Raw genomic sequence first — 17,692 nt, 5'->3', positions numbered from 1 at the left:
CCGCCCCCACACCCGCCCTCACACATGCCTACGCCGGGGTGGGGGGGGGGGGGGGGGTTTTTTTTGTGGGGGGGGGGGGGGGGGGGGGGGGGGGCCCCCCCCCCCCACCCCCTTTTTCTCTTCAGCGACGGAGCGTCCCTCCTTGAACTTCGACGGACTGTTCTCCAACTTCGGGGAACTCACCACGACCGGCCTGACGCAGGGCGCGATCTACGCCCTGGTCGCGCTCGGCTACACGCTGGTCTACGGCGTGCTCAGGCTCATCAACTTCGCCCACTCCGAGGTCTTCATCGCCGGCGCGTTCGCCGCGATCTGGACCTGGAACGGCTTCGGCCTCGACCAGGACTCCCAGGTCAGCGGCGTCGGCTCGATCCTGTTCTATCTGCTGGTGGCGATGATCGTGGCGGCCATCGCCTCGGCCGGCACCGCGACGGTGATCGAGCGGGTGGCGTACCGGCCGCTGCGCAAGCGCAACGCGCCGCCGCTGGCGTTCCTCATCACCGCGATCGGCGCCTCGATCGCGATCTCCGAGGCGTTCGGCGTCTACACCCGACGCCTGCCGCAGGGCGCGCCGTCGCTGGTCAGCTCCAAGCCGCTGTTCCACGTCGCCGGCGTGCCGATCGACAGCATCCAGCTGCTCACCATCGGCGCCGCGCTGGTGATGATGTTCGCGCTCGACCAGTTCATCAACCGCAGCCGCACCGGCCGCGGCATCCGGGCGGTGGCCCAGGACGCCAACACGGCGGCGCTGATGGGCGTCAACAAGGACCGGATCATCCTGATGGTCTTCATCGCCGGCGGCACCATGGCCGGCGTCGCGGGCCTGCTCTACGACGTCCGGATCCAGACGCTGACCTACAGCGTCGGCTTCCTGCTGGGCCTGAAGGCGTTCACCGCCGCGGTGCTCGGCGGCATCGGCAACCTGCGCGGCGCGCTGATCGGCGGCCTGCTGCTGGGCGTCGTGGAGAACTACGCCTCGGGCCTGTTCGGCAGTCAGTGGAAGGACTTCGCCGCGTTCGCGGTCCTGGTCGTGCTGCTGATGTTCCGGCCGACCGGTCTGCTGGGCGAATCACTGGGGAGGGCACGGGCATGACGACGACGGTGAATCCGCCGACCCCGGAGCAGCAGGAGGGGATCGGGGTCCGACTGCGGCACGCCCGCGAGGCCGTCGCGAACCGGTGGCACCACGCTCCGCGCTGGGTGCGCTGGGCGCTGCTGGCCGCGGTCATCGTGTTCTTCTACGCGTTGCCGAACAAGGAGTTCTACCAGTACCTCGGGCCGATCCCGACGCCCGGGGCGAACTTCACCCAGGTGCTCTTCACCGTCTCGATCTACGTGTTGCTGGCGGTCGGGCTGAACATCGTGGTCGGCTTCGCCGGCCTGCTCGACCTGGGCTACTTCGGCTTCTTCGCGGTCGGCGCGTACACGGTCGCGGTGCTGACGTCGCCGAGCAGCAACATCAAGACGCTGTGGCCGTGGCTGCTGGTGGTGCCGATCGCGATCGCCCTGACCATGGTCTCCGGCGTCATGCTGGGCACGCCGACGCTGCGCCTGCGCGGCGACTACCTGGCGCTGGTGACGCTCGGCTTCGCCGAGATGATCCGGATCGCGGCGGTCAGCTCCGAGTTCCTCAAGGGGCAGCGGGGCTTCAACCAGATCCCGCACCCGCCCGGCAAGTACGCCGACGGCAAGCCGTTCTTCGGCGTGCTCGACGCCCGCCCCTACTACTGGCTGGTGCTCACGCTGATCATCCTGGTAGTGATCGGGGTGCGGAACCTGACCCACAGCCGGGTCGGCCGGGCCTGGATCTCGATCCGGGAGGACGAGGACGCGGCCCAGCTCATGGGCGTGCCGACGTTCAAGTTCAAGCTGTGGGCGTTCGCCTCCGGCGCGGCGATCGCCGGCCTGGCCGGCGCGCTGTTCGCCGGCAAGCAGAACTTCGTCAACTCGCAGAACTTCGAGCTGCTCAACTCGATCATCATCCTGGCCGCGGTCATCTTCGGCGGCTCCGGCAACATCGTCGGCGCGATCGTCGGCGGCGGCCTGGTGGCGTACATGATCGAGCGGTTCCGCGGCATCGAGCTGTTCGGCGTCGAGCTGTACGAGTACCGGTTCCTCTTCTTCGGCCTGGTGCTCGTGATCATGATGATCTTCCGGCCGCAGGGCCTCATCCCGAACCGGCGACGAGCGGCGGAGTTCAAGGACCGTCGCAAGGAGGTGATCGTCGGTGAGTGACACCGAGCAGACCCCGGCCGTCCCGGCCCAGGCGGCGGCGCCCGCCGTCGAGACGGTGGACAAGCGCGAGCCGCTGCTGGAGGTCGACCACGTCACGCTGCGCTTCGGCGGCGTGGTGGCCCTCAACGACGTGGACTTCACCCTCTACAAGGGCGAGATCCTCGGGCTGATCGGGCCCAACGGCGCGGGCAAGACCACCTGCTTCAACGCGATGACCGGCATCTACCAGCCCACCGAGGGGCAGATCCGGTTCCGGGGCGAGAAGATCAGCGGCAAGAAGCGCCACCAGATCACCCGGATGGGCATGGCCCGCACGTTCCAGAACATCCGGCTCTTCCCGGAGATGACCGCGCTGGAGAACGTCCAGGTCGGCGCGGACGCGCACCACAAGACCAGCGTGATCTCCGCGCTGCTGCGGCTGCCGCGGCACTGGAAGGAGGAGCGCGAGGGTCGGGAGAAGGCCGAGCGCCTGCTGGAGTTCGTCGGCATCCTGCCCCGGATGCACGAGTTCGCCCGCAACCTGTCGTACGGGGAGCAGCGGCGCCTGGAGATCGCCCGGGCGCTGGCCACCGACCCGGTGCTGCTCTGCCTGGACGAGCCGGCCGCCGGCTTCAACCCGGCGGAGAAGGAGGAACTGCTCCAGCTCATCCGGCAGATCCGCGACACCGGCGTGACGGTGCTGCTGATCGAGCACGACATGCGCCTGGTGATGGGCGTGACCGACCGGATCGTGGTGCTGGAGTTCGGAAAGAAGATCGCCGAAGGGCTGCCCGCCGAGGTGCGGGACAACCCGAAGGTGATCGCGGCGTACCTGGGGGTGCCGGACGATGCTGCTTGAGATCGAGGACGTGAGCCTGCTCTACGGGCGGATCCAGGCGCTGCACGGCATCAGCCTGACCGTGGACGAGGGCGAGATCGTCGCGCTGATCGGCGCGAACGGCGCCGGCAAGTCCACCACCATGCGGGCGATCTCCGGCATCCGGCCGATCGCCACCGGCAGCATCAAGTTCGCCGGTGAGGACATCTCCAAGCTGCGGGCCGACCTGCGGGTGCGGCGCGGGCTGTGCCAGGCGCCCGAGGGCCGGGGCATCTTCCCCGGCATGACGGTGCTGGAGAACCTCGACATGGGTGCGTACACCCGGCGGGACAAGGCCGGCATCGCGCAGGACCTGGCGCGGGTGCTGGAGCTGTTCCCCCGGCTGGCCGAGCGGCGCAAGCAGGCCGGCGGCACGCTCTCCGGCGGCGAGCAGCAGATGCTGGCGGTCGGCCGGGCGCTGATGAGCCGGCCGAAGCTGCTGCTGCTCGACGAGCCGTCGATGGGTCTCGCGCCGATGCTCATCCAGCAGATCTTCACCATCATCACGGAGATCAACCAGCAGGGCACCACCATCCTGCTGGTCGAGCAGAACGCCCAGCAGGCCCTGGCCCGCGCGCACCGGGCGTACGTGCTGGAGACCGGCCGGATCGTCAAGAGCGGCACCGGCGCCGACCTGCTGCACGACCCCTCGGTCAAAGAGGCCTACCTCGGCGTGGCCTGACCGACGCCCCCCTCGCAAAAGGAGTACCCCATGTTCCACAGCAGCCCCGGCCGGCGGGCGGCGCTCGGCGTCGCCGGCGCGGCCGTCCTCCTGCTCTCCCTCGCCGCCTGCGGTGAGGAGGAGAGCACCGAGCAGCCCGGCGGCGGCGCGAGCGTGACCGCCACGGCGGATTCCTCGCTGGCCGCCAAGGTGCCCGACGCCATCAAGTCCGACGGCAAGATCGTGGTCGGCACCGACTCCACGTACGCCCCGGCCGAGTTCCTCGACTCCGACGGCAAGACCGTCATCGGCTTCGACGTCGAGCTGTTCACCGCCGTGGCGGCCAAGCTCGGCCTGAAGGCGGAGTTCGTCTCGGCGCCGTTCGGCGACATCATCAACGGCGTCAACTCGGGCAAGTACGAGGTCGGCGTCTCGTCGTTCACCGTCAACGACGAGCGCAAGGGTCAGGCCAACATGGTCAGCTACTTCCAGGTCGGCACCCAGTGGGTGACCAAGAAGGGCAATCCGGCCGGGGTGGCGCTGGACAACGCCTGCGGCAAGAAGATCGCGGTGCAGAAGGACACGGTCCAGGTCGAGGACATCCAGAAGCGTTCCAAGACCTGCACCGACGCCGGCAAGCCGGCCATCACGATCGACCAGTTCCCGGGCCAGGACGCCGCCACCGCCGCGGTCGTCTCCGGCAAGGACGACGCGATGCTCGCCGACTACCCGGTCGGGGTGTACGCGGTGACTAAGTCCAACGACGCCCTGGAGCTGCTGGACAAGCAGTACGAGGCGGCCCCGTACGGTTACGTGGTGGCCAAGGAGCAGGCGCAGTTCGCGGAGGCGGTGCGCGACGCCACCAAGGCGCTGATCACCGACGGCTCGTACAAGCAGGTGCTGGACAAGTGGAAGGTGGGGGACGGCGCGATCACGGATCCCGCGATCAACCCGTGACGACATGACCACCGAGGAAGCGACAACCGCACGGGCACGGCCGGAACCGATCAAGGCCGTGCCCGTGCGGCACCCGGGACGCTGGATCGCGGTGGCGGTGCTCGCCGTGCTGACCGCGATGTTCGTCCACCTGCTGGTGACCAACGAGGCCTTCAACTGGTCCTTCATGGTCGACAAGATGTTCCGCCCGCCGATCATCGAGGGACTGCTGCGCGGCACCGTGCTGATGACGGTCAGCGCGATGCTGATCGGCGTCACGCTCGGCGTGGTGATCGCGGTGATGCGGCTCTCCGACAACCCGATCCTGCGCGGCGTGGCCTGGCTCTACACCTGGTTCTTCCGGGCCGTGCCCCGGCTGGTGCTGCTGGCCGTGTTCGGCAACATCGGCATCCTGTGGAGCCGGGTCGAGTTCGGCGTACCCTTCGACACCCAGCTCGGCCAGTTGTTCGGCATCGACAACCTGCAACTGCGGTTGTTCGGGTTCTCCTCCCGCGACATCCTCACCGGTTTCATGGCCGGCCTGCTCGGGCTCGCGCTCTCCGAGGCCGCCTACATGGCCGAGATCGTCCGGGCCGGCATCCAGTCGGTTGACCCCGGGCAGACCGAGGCGGCCCAGGCGCTGGGCCTGAGCCGGGGCCAGTTGCTGCGCCGGGTGGTGCTGCCGCAGGCCATGCGGGTGATCATCCCGCCGACCGGCAACGAGACCATCGCCATGCTCAAGGACACGTCGCTGCTGCTCTACGTGCCGGTCAGCGTCGAGCTGTTCTTCCAGCTCGACGCCGTCGGCAAGCGGACGTTCCAGATCTTCCCGATGTACGTCGCGGCGTGCCTCTGGTACCTGTTTCTGACCAGCATCCTCCTGGTCGGGCAGTATTTCCTGGAGCGCCACTTCGGCAAGGGCTACGGGACCACGCAACGGGCCCGGGCGCGGCTGCGCACGCTGGCCGCGGAGACCGGTGGAGGCGGCGCCGGAGGGGCGGGGACACCATGACCGAGTTGATCGTTCCTGGTCAGGCCACCGCGCCGACGGCCGAGTCCGGCCTGATGGTGCGCGCCGAGCAGGTGCACAAGTCGTTCGGGCCGCTGGAGGTGCTCAAGGGCATCGACCTGGAGGTCCGCGCCGGCGAGGTGTGCTGCCTGCTCGGGCCCTCCGGCTCCGGCAAGTCGACGTTCCTGCGCTGCATCAACCACCTGGAGAAGATCGACGCCGGCCGGATCTGGGTGGACGGCGACCTGATCGGCTACCGGGAGCGCGGCGGGAAGCTGCACGAGATGCGGGACAAGGAGGTGGCCGCGCAGCGCCGGGCGATCGGCATGGTGTTCCAGCGGTTCAACCTGTTCCCGCACATGACCGTGTTGCAGAACGTCGTCGAGGCGCCGCTGCTGCTGCGGCAGGCGAAGAAGGCGCAGGCCCGGGCGCGGGCCGCGGAGCTGCTGGAGCGGGTGGGGCTGGGCGACAAGCTCGGCGCGTACCCGGGTCAGCTCTCCGGTGGCCAGCAGCAGCGGGTGGCGATCGCCCGGGCGCTGGCCATGCAGCCGAAGCTCATGCTCTTCGACGAGCCGACCAGCGCGCTCGACCCGGAGTTGGTGGGTGAGGTGCTGGACACGATGAAGGACCTTGCCCGCGACGGCATGACGATGATCGTGGTGACCCACGAGATCGGCTTCGCCCGGGAGGTCGGCGACCACCTGGTCTTCATGGACGGCGGCGTGGTCGTCGAGCAGGGCGACCCGCGCGAGGTGATCGCGGCGCCGAAGCACGAGCGGACCCAGGCGTTCCTGGCGAAGGTGCTCTGACGGGTCCGGTGCGGCGTGGGCCGCACCGGACCTCGCCGGTCAGTTCACGTAGCCGCGGAGCAGCCAGCCGGGACTCTGCGGCTCACAGACGTAGGTCTGGTAGATGCCGCTGTTGACCCGGGACTGCCCGACCGAGATGCACTTCGACTGGAGCGTGTAGACCCCGCCGCTGACCCACCCGGCGAACGCCGGACCGCTCAGCACGGTCAGCGCGCCGGCCGTGGCGAGCGCCGGTACCAGGATTCGGACACCCCATCGTCGCATCGAGTCCTCCTTGTGAGTGCTATCGACGGATCTCCATACCGTAGCGGTCCGGTCGCGATCCGTGGGGGCCGCTGGTGCCGGGGATGTCGGGGCCACGGACTAGAGTCGCTGCCGTGACAGCTACGACGCCGCGCCTGCTCCTCGTCGACGGACACTCCCTGGCATACCGGGCGTTCTTCGCCCTGCCGGTGGAAAACTTCTCCACCACCACGGGGCAGCCGACGAACGCCGTCTACGGCTTCACCTCGATGCTGATCAACGTGCTCCGCGACGAGCAGCCGACCCACATCGTGGTCGCGTTCGACGTCTCCCGCCACTCCTTCCGCACCGACAGATACGCGGAGTACAAGGCCGGCCGCAGTGAGACCCCGACCGACTTCAAGGGCCAGGTCAGCCTGGTCAAGGAGGTCCTCGCCGCGCTACGCGTGCCGGTGGTGGAGAAGCCCGGCTACGAGGCCGACGACGTGATCGCCACCCTCGCCTGCCAGGCCCGCGACCAGGGCATGGACGTGCTGATCACCACCGGCGACCGGGACGCGTTCCAGCTCGTCGGCGACCGGGTCACCGTGCTCTACCCGCGCAAGGGCGTCTCCGACCTGGCCCGGATGGACCCGGCGGCGGTCGAGGCGAAGTACGGCGTCACCCCGGGCCGCTACCGCGACCTGGCCGCGTTGGTCGGTGAGACCAGCGACAACCTGCCCGGCGTCCCCGGTGTCGGCCCGAAGACCGCCGCCAAGTGGATCAACCTGTACGACGGGGTCGAGGGCGTGGTGGCGCGCGCCGACGAGATCAAGGGCAAGGCGGGCGACAGCCTGCGCGAGCGGCTCGCCGACGTGATCCGCAACTACGAGATCAACTGCCTGGTCACCGACCTGGAGCTGCCGGTGCGGCCCGAGGACGCCCGCTGGCAGGGCTGGGACCGCGAGGCCGTGCACCAGGTCTTCGACACGCTCCAGTTCCGCATCCTGCGCGACCGGCTCTACCAATACCTGGAAGCCGTCGAGCCGGAGGCCGAGGCCGGCTTCGAGCTGGCCGGCGAGGTGCTGACCGAGCCGGGCGCGCTCGCCGGTTGGCTGGACGCGCACGCCCCGGCCGGGGCGCCGGTCGGCCTGGCCGCCACGCTCGACACCGGCCCCAACCGGCGGCACACCGCGACCGTGACCGGGATGGCGCTCGCCACCTCCGCCGGCGCGGCCGCCTGGTTCGACCCGAGCCGGCTGGAGGCGGCCGACGAGGCCGCGCTGGCCGGGTGGCTGGCCGACGGCGGGCGGCCCAAGGTGCTGCACGACAGCAAGCCGGCGGTGCTGGCGTTCGCCGCGCACGGCTGGGAGCTTCGGGGCATCGCGCGCGACACCCAGATCGCCGCCTACCTGGCCCGCCCCGACCAGCGCTCCTACGACCTCACCGACCTGGCCCTGCGCTACCTGCACCGGGAGCTGCGCGTCGACGCGCCGGAGACCGGCCAGCTCACCCTGGACGGGTTCGGCGACGAGGACGCGGCCGAGCAGAACCTGATGCTCCAGGCCCGCGCCACGCTCGACCTGGCCGACGCGATCGACGCCGAGCTGTCCCGCGACGGCGAGCAGTCCGCCCGGCTGATGGCCGAGGTGGAGCTGCCGCTGATGCGCGTGCTCGCCGCCATGGAACGCACCGGCATCGCCGCCGACACCGACTACCTCTCCGAGCTGGAGGCGCACTTCGCCGCCGAGGTGAAGGCCGCCGCGCAGAGCGCGTACGGCGTGGTCGGCCGGGAGTTCAACCTGGGCTCGCCGAAGCAGTTGCAGGAGATCCTCTTCACCGAGCTGGCGCTGCCCAAGACGAAGCGGATCAAGACCGGCTACACCACCGACGCCGACGCCCTGCAGTGGCTGTACGCCCAGACCGAGCACCCGCTGCTGCACCACCTGTTGCGCCACCGCGACGTCGCCAAGCTCAAGTCGACTGTCGACGGGCTGCTCAAGTCCGTCTCCGACGACGGCCGGATCCACACCACGTTCAACCAGACGGTGGCCGCGACCGGCCGGCTGTCGTCCACCGAGCCGAATCTCCAGAACATCCCCATCCGCACCGAGGAGGGGCGGCGGATCCGGCGGGCGTTCGTGGTCGGCGAGGGCTACGAATGCCTGCTCACCGCCGACTACAGCCAGATCGAGATGCGGATCATGGCGCATCTGTCCGCCGACGAGGCACTGGTCGAGGCGTTCAACTCCGGGCACGACTTCCACGCCGCGACCGCCTCCTCGGTCTTCACCGTCGAGGTCGGCGACGTCACCGCCGACCAGCGCCGCAAGATCAAGGCGATGAACTACGGCCTGGCGTACGGGCTGAGCGCGTTCGGCCTGTCCCAGCAGCTCGGCATCACCGCCGAGGAGGCCCGTGGGCTGATGGAGAACTACTTCGCCGGGTTCGGCGGCGTTCGCGACTACCTCCAGGAGGTGGTGGCCCGGGCCCGGCAGGACGGCTACACCTCCACCATCCTGGGTCGCCGCCGCTACCTGCCCGACCTGGTCAGCGACAACCGGCAGCGCCGGGAGATGGCCGAGCGGATGGCGCTCAACGCCCCGATCCAGGGCTCGGCGGCCGACATCATCAAGGTCGCCATGCTGCACGTCGACGGCGCGCTGCGCGACGCGGGGCTGCGTTCCCGGATGCTGCTCCAGGTGCACGACGAGCTGGTCTTCGAGGTTGCCCCCGGGGAACGGGAGGCGCTGGAGGCGCTGGTGCGCAAGGAGATGGGGGCGGCGTACCCGCTGTCGGTGCCGCTGGAGGTGTCGGTCGGCGAGGGCCGCGACTGGAACAGCGCCGACCACTGACCCCGGCCGGTCGAAGTCGGTGATCAAGGAGTTCGCGTCGGATGCCGGCGCACCGGCGACGCGAACTCCTTGATCACCGGCGACGGTCAGAGACCGAGCAGGCCGGGCATCGCGTTGAGCGCGCCGTGCACCACCAGAGGCGGCCAAATCCGGCGGTAGCGCGACCACAGGTAGCCGAGGAAGAGCCCGAGCACGCCCTGGTTGACGGCCAACATGGCCAGGTCGAGGCCGGGCCGCCCGGTGCCCTGGATGGCCAGGTGCCATGCCGCCCAGACCAGCGACGCCAGCACGATCGCCGGCCACCGGCCGAGCAGCGACTCCCACCGGGTCTGCAACCATCGCCGGTAGAAGACCTCCTCCAGCAGCGCGTTGATCGCGAACACCACCAGCACCGTGACGACCAGCTCGACCGGCGTCATCGCCCGCCCCCAGTCGCTGGTCGGCGCCGCCAGCGGGGTGGCGTAGCTGAGCATCAGCCACACCACCACCGGCAGCGCCGGACCCCAGCGGTGGGCGGCGCCTGCCGGGGGCGGCCCGGGACGCCAGCGCGGCGGCCACCGCCGGGCGGCCAGGAACACCCCGGCCGGTACGCCGAGCAGCAGCGCGAGCTTCAGCACGGTGTACGCCGGCTCGCCGCCGAGCAGCGGCATGATCGCGGCGAACGCGACGCCGGCCAACAGCAGTGGCACCGCCTCCCGCCACGGCGCGACCGGGTCCGGCCATCGGGGATCCGACGGGGGCGGGATCAGCCGGATCAGCGCGATGCCGACCAGCGCCGGGATCCACCGGGTCCACACCGGCACGGTGTCGGTGTGGTCAGCGCTGTAGCGGATGCCGGTGTCGCCGGTGGCGGCGAGCCAGAGTGCCGCGACGGCGACAAGTGCCAGACCGGCGACGAGCACGGCATGTCCGGCTCGGGGATGACGGCGGGCGGTCGGGGCGTCTGTCGTCATCGCCGGCACGGTACCAACGACGCGCGACCGGACCGCCTCTCGCGAGGCTCAGCCCTTGAGCGGGTCGTGGCCCCAGTTCATCAGCGACCAGCGCCACCTCGTGTCGCGGACGTCGCCGGACGGGCGCTGGGCCAGGTGCCGGTGCACGTATCCGACCACCTTGCGCATGTGCTTGTAGTCGGCGGCGGTGAGCTGGTCACGCTTGCGGCGCAGCAGGTCGACGATCCGGCGGCCGGAGTCGTGCCCGACCGACTCGCCGCCCTTGGTGCCCGGCTTGTGCCAGCCGACGTGCTTGGACTCGTCAGTCTCCAGCCAGCGGGTCAGCTCGGCGGGCTTCATGTTCACCGCGTCGGTGAACTCCCGGTACGTCTGCTGCGGGTCCTCACTGCGGCTCATCGCGCAGCACCTCCGGTCGGTGGGCGACGTCGCGGCCGGAGTCGTCGTTGGTGATCCGGTACTGCGGCTGCTCCGGCGAGGCGTTCACCGGATGCCCGCGGACGTGGGTGCGCTCGGTCAGCTTCTCCTTGACCACGCCGTACGCCCGGCCGCTGTGGCTGGCCCAGGAGACGTGGTCACCCGCGCGGAACTCCTTCTCGGCCATGCCGGCCGGTTACCCGCCGGCCGGACCGAGTAACGGTGCGGTCAGGGCCGGATCTCGGCGATCGGCAGCTTGATGTCGAACGGCTCGGCCAGCTCGACCACCTCGCTGCCGTCGGCCACCAGTTCGTACTGACGCTCGCCGCCGGGGCCGATCCGGTCGCCGAGGCGGTACGCGTAGAGGTGCACCGGGTCCTGCTCGATCCGCCAGTAGAACGGGATGCCGGCGGCGGCGTACTCACCCGGTTTGGCGAACCGGTCCACTCGCCGGGTGCCGGGGGAGACGATCTCGACGGCCAGCACGACGTCCTTCGGCCGTAGGCGCGACCGGTCGCTCGGCAGCCCCGCGTGGTGGAGCAGCACGTCCGGTTGCCGGCTGGTGTTGGGGCTGAGCCCGACTCCGACCGACTGGGAGGCTCGAAGGTGAGCCGGTGCATGGGACCGAAGCCAGAGCCACAGCAGGCTGGCGATGTTCTGGTGGCCCAGGGTGGGGGAGGGTGTCACCTGGATTACTCCGTCGACGAGTTCGACGCGGGGGGCGTCGTCCGGCAGGGTGAGCAGGTCCTCCAGCGTGTAGTCCGCACGCTGCTGCCGCATCGGGTCCGGACACCAGGGGCCAGGTGATGTCGGGATGGGCTCGGCGCTCATGCGGCGAGCGTACCGCCGCGTGACGTCACCGACGTCGCACCGGACGTGCGACGCGGTCAGGCGGCCTGCTTCTCCGCGACGAAGATGGCGGTGCCGGGGAAGAGCCGGCCGCGTAGCGGGCTCCACTGGCCCCAGATCCCCTCGTGCCCGGCCGGCCACTCCGGCTCCACCAGGTCGAGCAGGCGGAAGCCGGCCCCGACCAGCTCCCGGATGCGGTCGCCCAGCGTCCGGTGCTGCTCCACGTACGTGGCCACGCCGTGCGCGTCCTGCTCGACGTAGGGGGACCGGTCGAAGTACGAGTGCACGGCGGTCAGCCCGCCCTGGCCGGGGTCGTCGAGGAAGATCCAGCGCATCGGGTGGGTGACCGAGAAGACCCACCGGCCGCCGGGGCGCAGCACCCGGGCCACCTCGCGCATCGCCGCCGCCGAGTCGTCCACGAACGGGATCGCGCCGAACGCGGTGCAGACCGTGTCGAAGGCGGCGTCGGCGAAGGGCAGCGCCAGCGCGTCGGCCTGGACCAGCGGCACGCGTACCCCGCTGCGGTCGGCGGCGTCGGCGGCGTGCCGCAACATGCCGGCGGAGAGGTCCAGCGCGACCGGCCGGGCGCCCTGGGCGGCGAGCCAGCGGGCGGCGGCGGCCGCGCCGGCGCCCAGTTCGAGGATCCGACGGCCGGTGACGTCGCCGAGCAGCCGCGCGTCGGCCTCGCGCAGCCCTTCCGGGCACCAGACGAAGTCGACGTCGCCGAGGAACGTGCCGTGCTCGGCCTGGTAGGCGTCGGCGTCGGTGTCCCACCAGCCGCGGTTGGCGCGGCGGATCTCGGCGGCCCCGACCCGCCGGCGGGTCACCCTGTCGTCGTCCACGAGTCCACGCTAGGGCCGGTGGGACGCCGCGTCGCGGGCGGGTCGGCGTGTCGCGGGTGGGGCAGATGTGACGGACGAGACAGGAGTGGCCCCTTACCGCGCGAAATCTCCGCTTTCGCAGCCGATGCGGTCGCACGGACCCGGGAGGGCTTGCACGCTGTGGTAATGCAGCGGGTAGGCTAGACGATGCGCTCGCGGATCGTGTGCCTCGGCAGGGAGCAGGTGCGCGGTCACCGGAGCCACTAATGATCTTCTCGCGTCGATCGTTCGGTGTGCCCGGCGGCGGATCCGTTGGCGCGGAAGAGTCACCGCGACACCCATGCCCGCTGTGACAACCCATCCGACCGGAGCAACCGCCCACATGACGAGCAGCATCGAGGCCACCTCGAGCGCCAACAAGGTCACGCACGACGATCTCGGCTCTGAGGAAGCATTCCTCGCCGCTATCGACGAGACCATCAAGTACTTCAACGACGGCGACATTGTCGAAGGCACCGTCGTCAAGGTCGATCGGGACGAGGTCCTGCTCGACATCGGCTACAAGACCGAGGGCGTGATCCCCTCTCGGGAGCTGTCGATCAAGCACGACGTGGACCCGGCCGAGGTTGTTTCGGTCGGCGACCACATCGAGGCCCTCGTCCTCCAGAAGGAGGACAAGGAGGGTCGGCTGATCCTCTCCAAGAAGCGGGCGCAGTACGAGCGGGCCTGGGGCACGATCGAGAAGATCAAGGACGAGGACGGTGTCGTCCGCGGCTCGGTCATCGAGGTCGTCAAGGGTGGTCTCATCCTCGACATCGGCCTGCGCGGCTTCCTGCCCGCGTCGCTGGTCGAGATGCGGCGGGTGCGCGACCTCCAGCCGTACGTCGGCCGCGAGCTCGAAGCCAAGATCATCGAGCTGGACAAGAACCGCAACAACGTGGTCCTGTCCCGCCGGGCCTGGCTGGAGCAGACGCAGTCCGAGGTGCGCACCGAGTTCCTCAACAAGCTCCAGAAGGGGCAGGTCCGCAAGGGCGTCGTCTCCTCGATCGTCAACTTCGGCGCGTTCGTCGACCTGGGCGGCGTGGACGGCCTCGTGCACGTCTCCGAGCTGTCCTGGAAGCACATCGACCACCCGTCCGAGGTCGTCGAGGTGGGCCAGGAGGTCGAGGTCGAGGTCCTGGACGTCGACCTGGACCGCGAGCGGGTCTCGCTGTCGCTGAAGGCGACCCAGGAGGACCCGTGGCGTCAGTTCGCCCGCACCCACGCGATCCAGCAGATCGTGCCGGGTAAGGTCACCAAGCTGGTGCCGTTCGGCGCGTTCGTCCGGGTGGACGACGGCATCGAGGGCCTGGTCCACATCTCCGAGCTGGCCGAGCGCCACGTGGAGATCCCGGAGCAGGTCGTGCAGGTCGGCTCCGAGGTCATGGTCAAGGTCATCGACATCGACCTGGAGCGCCGCCGGATCTCGCTGTCGCTCAAGCAGGCCAACGAGGGCTTCGTCGAGGGCGAGGAGCACTTCGACCCGACCCTCTACGGCATGGCCGCGACGTACGACAACGAGGGCAACTACATCTACCCGGAGGGCTTCGACCCGGAGACGGGCGAGTGGCTCGAGGGCTACGACAAGCAGCGCGAGACCTGGGAGAACCAGTACGCCGAGGCGCGTCAGCGCTGGGAGGCCCACACCAAGCAGGTGCAGACCTCCCGTGCCGCCGACGCCGAGGCCGCGGCCAACCCGGCCCCGCCCGCCAGCGCCACCACCACCTCGACCTCGTCGGCCCCGAGCCGTCAGGCCGAGGAGCCGGCCGGCACGCTGGCCACCGACGAGGCGCTCGCCGCGCTGCGCGAGAAGCTCGCCGGCGGCAAGTGACCGGTCGCTGACGCCGGTTCGTCCACCCGGACGCACCAGCGGCTGCCTCTGACGACGGGCCCCGTCCCCGGCGTTCCGCACCAGCGGAGCGCCCGGGGGCGGGGCCCGCGTCGTGTCCACGTACGGCGAGTCGGCTCGCCGTGCCGCCCGACCGGCGGCGCGGGCGCCTCGGCCTGTTTGGCATGCACCAGGTGATCCGGTTGACTGTCCGGATGCTGAAGGTGGGGCTGACGGGCGGCATCGGATCCGGCAAGAGCGCGGTGGCGGCCCGCCTCGCCGCGCTCGGCGCGGTGGTCGTCGACTCGGACCAGATCGCCCGCGAGGTGGTCGCGCCGGGCACCGAGGGGCTGGCCGAGGTGGTCGCCGCGTTCTCCGACCGGGTCCTCGGGCCGGACGGCGCGCTGGACCGGGCCGCCCTGGGCGCGCTGGTCTTCGGCGACGAGGTCGCCCGCCGCCGGCTGGAGGCGATCACCCACCCCCGGGTCCGGGCGCGGGCCGCCGAGCTGGTCGCCGCCGCGCCCGCCGACGCGGTGGTGGTCAACGACGTGCCGCTGCTGGTCGAGGTGGGGCTCGCGCCCACGTACCACCTGGTGGTGGTGGTGCAGACGGCGGTGCCGACGCGGCTGGCGCGACTGTCCCGGGACCGGGGCATGGACCCGGCCGAGGCCGAGCGGCGGATCGCCGCGCAGGCCGACGACGCCCGTCGGGCGGCGGTGGCGGACGTGCTGCTCACCAACGACGGCGCGCTGGCCGACCTGCACGACGCGGTGGACGACCTCTGGCGGGGCCGGTTGCTGCCCTACGAGCGCAACGTCCGCGAGCGGCACGCCGTCCGGGCCGAGCGGCCGACGCTCGCCGTGCCGGACCCGACCTGGCCCGCGCAGTACGCCCGGCTGGCGGCGCGGATCCGCCACGCGGTCGGGGACGATCTCCGGGTCGACCACATCGGCTCCACCGCCGTGCCCGGGCTGGCCGCGCCGGACGTCATCGACATCCAGCTGACCGTCGCCTCGCTGGCGGAGGCGGACGGTCCGCTCGCCGACCGGCTGGCCGACGCGGGCTTCCCCCGGTTGCCCGGCGAGTGGCGGGACGCGCCGCGCCGCCCCGACGGGGTGCACTGGGCGAAGCGGCTGCACGGCGGCGCGGACCCGGGCCGTCCGGTGCTGCTGCACCTGCGGGTCGCCGGCTCCGCCGGCTGGCGGTACGCGCTGCTGATGCGCGACCACCTCCGCGCCGACCCGGCGCAACGGGCCGCGTACCTCCAGGTCAAGCGCGATCTGGTGGCCACCGCGCCGGACAGCGCGGAGCGCGGCACGCTCACCGACCCCTGGTTCGACGAGGAGCACCTGCGCGCCGAGGCGTGGGCCACGCAAACCGCCTGGCACCCCTGACCCCCACCCCCTTCGCCCCCCCACCCCCTTCGCCCCCCACCCCCCGACCCACCCGCCCGCTGATTCACGGAAAGTGTGCTCATTCCGCGCCGGATGGCCCCACTTTCCGTGAATCAGCGGGCTTCGGCGAGGTGGGGGTGAGGTCGAGGTGGATCCAGACGCCCCGCCCGGTGCGCAGCTCCAGGCGGTGCGGCAGCCCGCTCCGGTCGAGCCACCAGCGCAGGCCGCCCGGCACCTCGACGACGTCCACCGTGCGGTCGGCGGTCCGGTCCTCCCGGATCCGGACCGCCGGTCGGTCCGGTGGCCGGGTGCCGGCCCGCAGCGCGGCCGCGAGTAGCCGGTCCAGGTCGTCGGTGGCTCGTCGGGAGGCGGTGGTGAGCCGCCCCTCGGGCGTCGGCGGCGGGAGCGTGCCGACCCCGTCCGGGGCCGCCTGCGCGTGGGTCACCCCGTCCGGCCCGGCCCGGCGCAGCGTACGCCGGCCGGTGTCGTCGTCGGTCACCGTGAGGTACGCCGACGGCGTCGACCAGCTCAGCGTGCCCAGGCCGTGCAGGGTGGTGGACGGGTCGAGCGGAGCGGCCACGGTCACCGCCGCGCCGCCGGCGTGCCGCAGCCGGCCGGGCAGCCCGGCCAACCGGTCGGCCTCGTCGTCGCTCAGCGCCCGGGGCTGCCCGGCCCGGCCACCGAGCGCGTCCACGGCGTGCGGGGCGGGCCGGTCGGCACGCTCCAGGTCGACGGTGACCGGCGTGCCGTCGGGCAGCCGGCCGGCCAGCCGGTGCAGCCGGGCGTCCCGGTCCAGCCAGAGCGTCGGCCACGGGTCGCCCGACGGGGCGGCCAGCGGCGCCCGGAGCACGTCCACCGGGATGCCGGCGAGGTCGTCGCGGCGCAGCCACCGGCCGTCCCGCCCGACCGGGTCGAGCCGGTCCGCGCCCAGCCCGAGCAGCAGGTCCCGGACGGCGGCCAGCCCCCGCCCGGCCGGCGGTTCGCGGAGCCGCCACCGGTCGGGCGGCGGCACCAGCGGTGGTCGCGCGGGCGTGGGCAGCGCGACCGGTTCCGGCCGGACCAGCAGCGCCGCCGCGGTGGCCTGGACGAGCCCCCGGTCGGCACCCGCGCCGGGACCGCCGACGTCCAGGTAGAGCAGCGGCCGGGCCCAGTCGACCCAGCCGAGCAGTTCGATCCGGTCCCGGCCGGCGCCGGCCGTGACCCGGACGCCGGCGCGCAGGTCACGGACGTTGGTCACCCGCAGCGCGGCCACCCGTTCGGCCTCGGCGGCGGTGAGCGGGCGTTCCGTCGGCCCCGACCGCGGTGGTGACCCGCCGGGCAGCCCGGCGACCAGGACGGTCGCCGAGGCGGCGGCGGCGAGTACGAGCGCGGCCAGCGCGGCGCGTCGCCGGGTCGGCCGTTCCGGCGGGTCGTCCGCCCCGTCCAGCGCGCCGTCCTCGCCCGGTCGGGCGGCGACGGTCGGGGTCGGGCCGGTCGCGACGCCGGGTCGCCGGCGACGGCCGGCCACGGCGCCGGGCCGGGTCGGGACGCTGGTGCGGGCCCGGCGGTGACCCCGGCCGGGCTCGCGCGGCACGTGCTGGTCACCGTTGCCGCGCGCGGCGATCCGAGGCGGGTGCCCGGGGGCGGGCGGTCGGCCCGGCTCCCGCGGCGGGGTGGACGCGCCGGTGCCGGGCGCGCGATCACGGCGCGACCGGCGATCGGGAGAGGGCTCCACGAGTGGAGAACGCGGCGGCGGGGTCACGGGTGACGAGGCAGGGGCGCTCGCGGCGGCCGGTGAGCGCCTCAGCGCGACCACCGTGGGCGCGCACGCC

At 71.9% G+C, this 17,692-nt stretch carries 16 protein-coding genes and 1 pseudogene; 10 read left to right on the top strand and 7 right to left on the bottom strand.

What is annotated here, in order from left to right; translation table 11 throughout:
• The first annotated feature begins 142 nt into the window (after positions 1–142).
• The 7 genes from ACH495_RS20655 to ACH495_RS20625 are packed head-to-tail and all read left to right on the top strand — an operon-like array spanning position 143 to position 6,506.
• A complete protein-coding gene (locus tag ACH495_RS20655; protein ID WP_107157517.1) occupies positions 143–1,093 on the top strand; it encodes a branched-chain amino acid ABC transporter permease in 951 nt (316 codons plus the stop codon).
• A complete protein-coding gene (locus ACH495_RS20650) occupies positions 1,090–2,235 on the top strand; it encodes a branched-chain amino acid ABC transporter permease (protein WP_396859347.1) in 1,146 nt (381 codons plus the stop codon). The genes ACH495_RS20655 and ACH495_RS20650 overlap by 4 nt, the downstream gene beginning before the upstream one ends.
• Positions 2,228–3,073 carry an ABC transporter ATP-binding protein gene (locus ACH495_RS20645; RefSeq protein WP_396859346.1) on the top strand — a complete coding sequence of 282 codons (846 nt, stop codon included), beginning with the start codon at positions 2,228–2,230 and terminating at the stop codon, positions 3,071–3,073. Before ACH495_RS20650 ends, ACH495_RS20645 begins: the two co-directional genes overlap by 8 nt.
• Positions 3,063–3,773 carry an ABC transporter ATP-binding protein gene (locus tag ACH495_RS20640; RefSeq protein ID WP_396859345.1) on the top strand — a complete coding sequence of 237 codons (711 nt, stop codon included), beginning with the start codon at positions 3,063–3,065 and terminating at the stop codon, positions 3,771–3,773. Before ACH495_RS20645 ends, ACH495_RS20640 begins: the two co-directional genes overlap by 11 nt.
• Before the next feature lie 30 nt (positions 3,774–3,803).
• Positions 3,804–4,709, top strand: coding sequence for an ABC transporter substrate-binding protein (locus tag ACH495_RS20635; RefSeq protein WP_396859344.1), 906 nt, complete (start codon positions 3,804–3,806; stop codon positions 4,707–4,709).
• A gap of 4 nt (positions 4,710–4,713) precedes the next feature.
• Complete coding sequence (locus ACH495_RS20630; protein ID WP_396859343.1) at positions 4,714–5,700, top strand: amino acid ABC transporter permease; 987 nt, start codon at positions 4,714–4,716, stop codon at positions 5,698–5,700.
• Between the two features lie 53 nt (positions 5,701–5,753).
• Positions 5,754–6,506 (top strand): amino acid ABC transporter ATP-binding protein, encoded by a 753-nt coding sequence (locus ACH495_RS20625; protein ID WP_396859556.1) that lies wholly within the window; start codon positions 5,754–5,756, stop codon positions 6,504–6,506.
• Positions 6,507–6,545: 39 nt separating this feature from the next.
• Here ACH495_RS20625 and ACH495_RS20620 read toward each other — a convergent pair whose 3' ends face one another.
• Positions 6,546–6,770: a hypothetical protein gene (locus tag ACH495_RS20620; RefSeq protein ID WP_396859342.1), complete on the bottom strand. Its 225-nt coding sequence runs from the start codon at positions 6,768–6,770 to the stop codon at positions 6,546–6,548.
• A 113-nt stretch (positions 6,771–6,883) separates the two neighbouring features.
• Here ACH495_RS20620 and polA point away from each other — a divergent pair, with 113 nt between their 5' ends.
• Complete coding sequence (gene polA, locus ACH495_RS20615) at positions 6,884–9,583, top strand: DNA polymerase I (protein ID WP_396859341.1); 2,700 nt, start codon at positions 6,884–6,886, stop codon at positions 9,581–9,583.
• Between the two features lie 86 nt (positions 9,584–9,669).
• Here polA and ACH495_RS20610 read toward each other — a convergent pair whose 3' ends face one another.
• The 5 genes and pseudogenes from ACH495_RS20610 to ACH495_RS20590 form a co-directional block, all read right to left on the bottom strand.
• Entirely contained in the window at positions 9,670–10,536 is an 867-nt protein-coding gene (locus tag ACH495_RS20610) for a lysostaphin resistance A-like protein (RefSeq protein WP_396859340.1), read from the bottom strand.
• A gap of 51 nt (positions 10,537–10,587) precedes the next feature.
• Positions 10,588–10,932, bottom strand: a pseudogene (locus ACH495_RS20605) (DUF3140 domain-containing protein); the annotation flags it as partial.
• Positions 10,919–11,137 carry a DUF2945 domain-containing protein gene (locus ACH495_RS20600; protein WP_269690806.1) on the bottom strand — a complete coding sequence of 73 codons (219 nt, stop codon included), beginning with the start codon at positions 11,135–11,137 and terminating at the stop codon, positions 10,919–10,921. The pseudogene ACH495_RS20605 and the gene ACH495_RS20600, both read right to left, overlap by 14 nt.
• Positions 11,138–11,178: 41 nt before the next feature.
• Entirely contained in the window at positions 11,179–11,781 is a 603-nt protein-coding gene (locus tag ACH495_RS20595) for a Uma2 family endonuclease (protein WP_396859339.1), read from the bottom strand.
• Positions 11,782–11,837: 56 nt separating this feature from the next.
• A complete protein-coding gene (locus ACH495_RS20590; RefSeq protein ID WP_396859338.1) occupies positions 11,838–12,641 on the bottom strand; it encodes a class I SAM-dependent methyltransferase in 804 nt (267 codons plus the stop codon).
• 319 nt (positions 12,642–12,960) lie between these two features.
• Here ACH495_RS20590 and rpsA point away from each other — a divergent pair, with 319 nt between their 5' ends.
• Together rpsA and coaE are read left to right on the top strand one after the other, a co-directional pair.
• On the top strand, positions 12,961–14,490 hold the full coding sequence (gene rpsA, locus ACH495_RS20585) for a 30S ribosomal protein S1 (protein ID WP_343446028.1): 1,530 nt from the start codon (positions 12,961–12,963) through the stop codon (positions 14,488–14,490).
• A 212-nt stretch (positions 14,491–14,702) separates the two neighbouring features.
• Complete coding sequence (gene coaE / locus ACH495_RS20580; protein ID WP_396859555.1) at positions 14,703–15,881, top strand: dephospho-CoA kinase; 1,179 nt, start codon at positions 14,703–14,705, stop codon at positions 15,879–15,881.
• Between the two features lie 79 nt (positions 15,882–15,960).
• Here coaE and ACH495_RS20575 read toward each other — a convergent pair whose 3' ends face one another.
• Positions 15,961–17,454: a hypothetical protein gene (locus tag ACH495_RS20575; protein ID WP_396859337.1), complete on the bottom strand. Its 1,494-nt coding sequence runs from the start codon at positions 17,452–17,454 to the stop codon at positions 15,961–15,963.
• Positions 17,455–17,692 lie beyond the last annotated feature (238 nt).

Origin of the sequence: Micromonospora sp. NPDC018662 (assembly GCF_044391475.1) — a bacterium.
Taxonomy (GTDB): Bacteria; Actinomycetota; Actinomycetes; order Mycobacteriales; family Micromonosporaceae; genus Micromonospora.
Note: the sequence above shows the minus strand (reverse complement) of the source record. Positions and strands in the feature narration are given on the sequence as shown.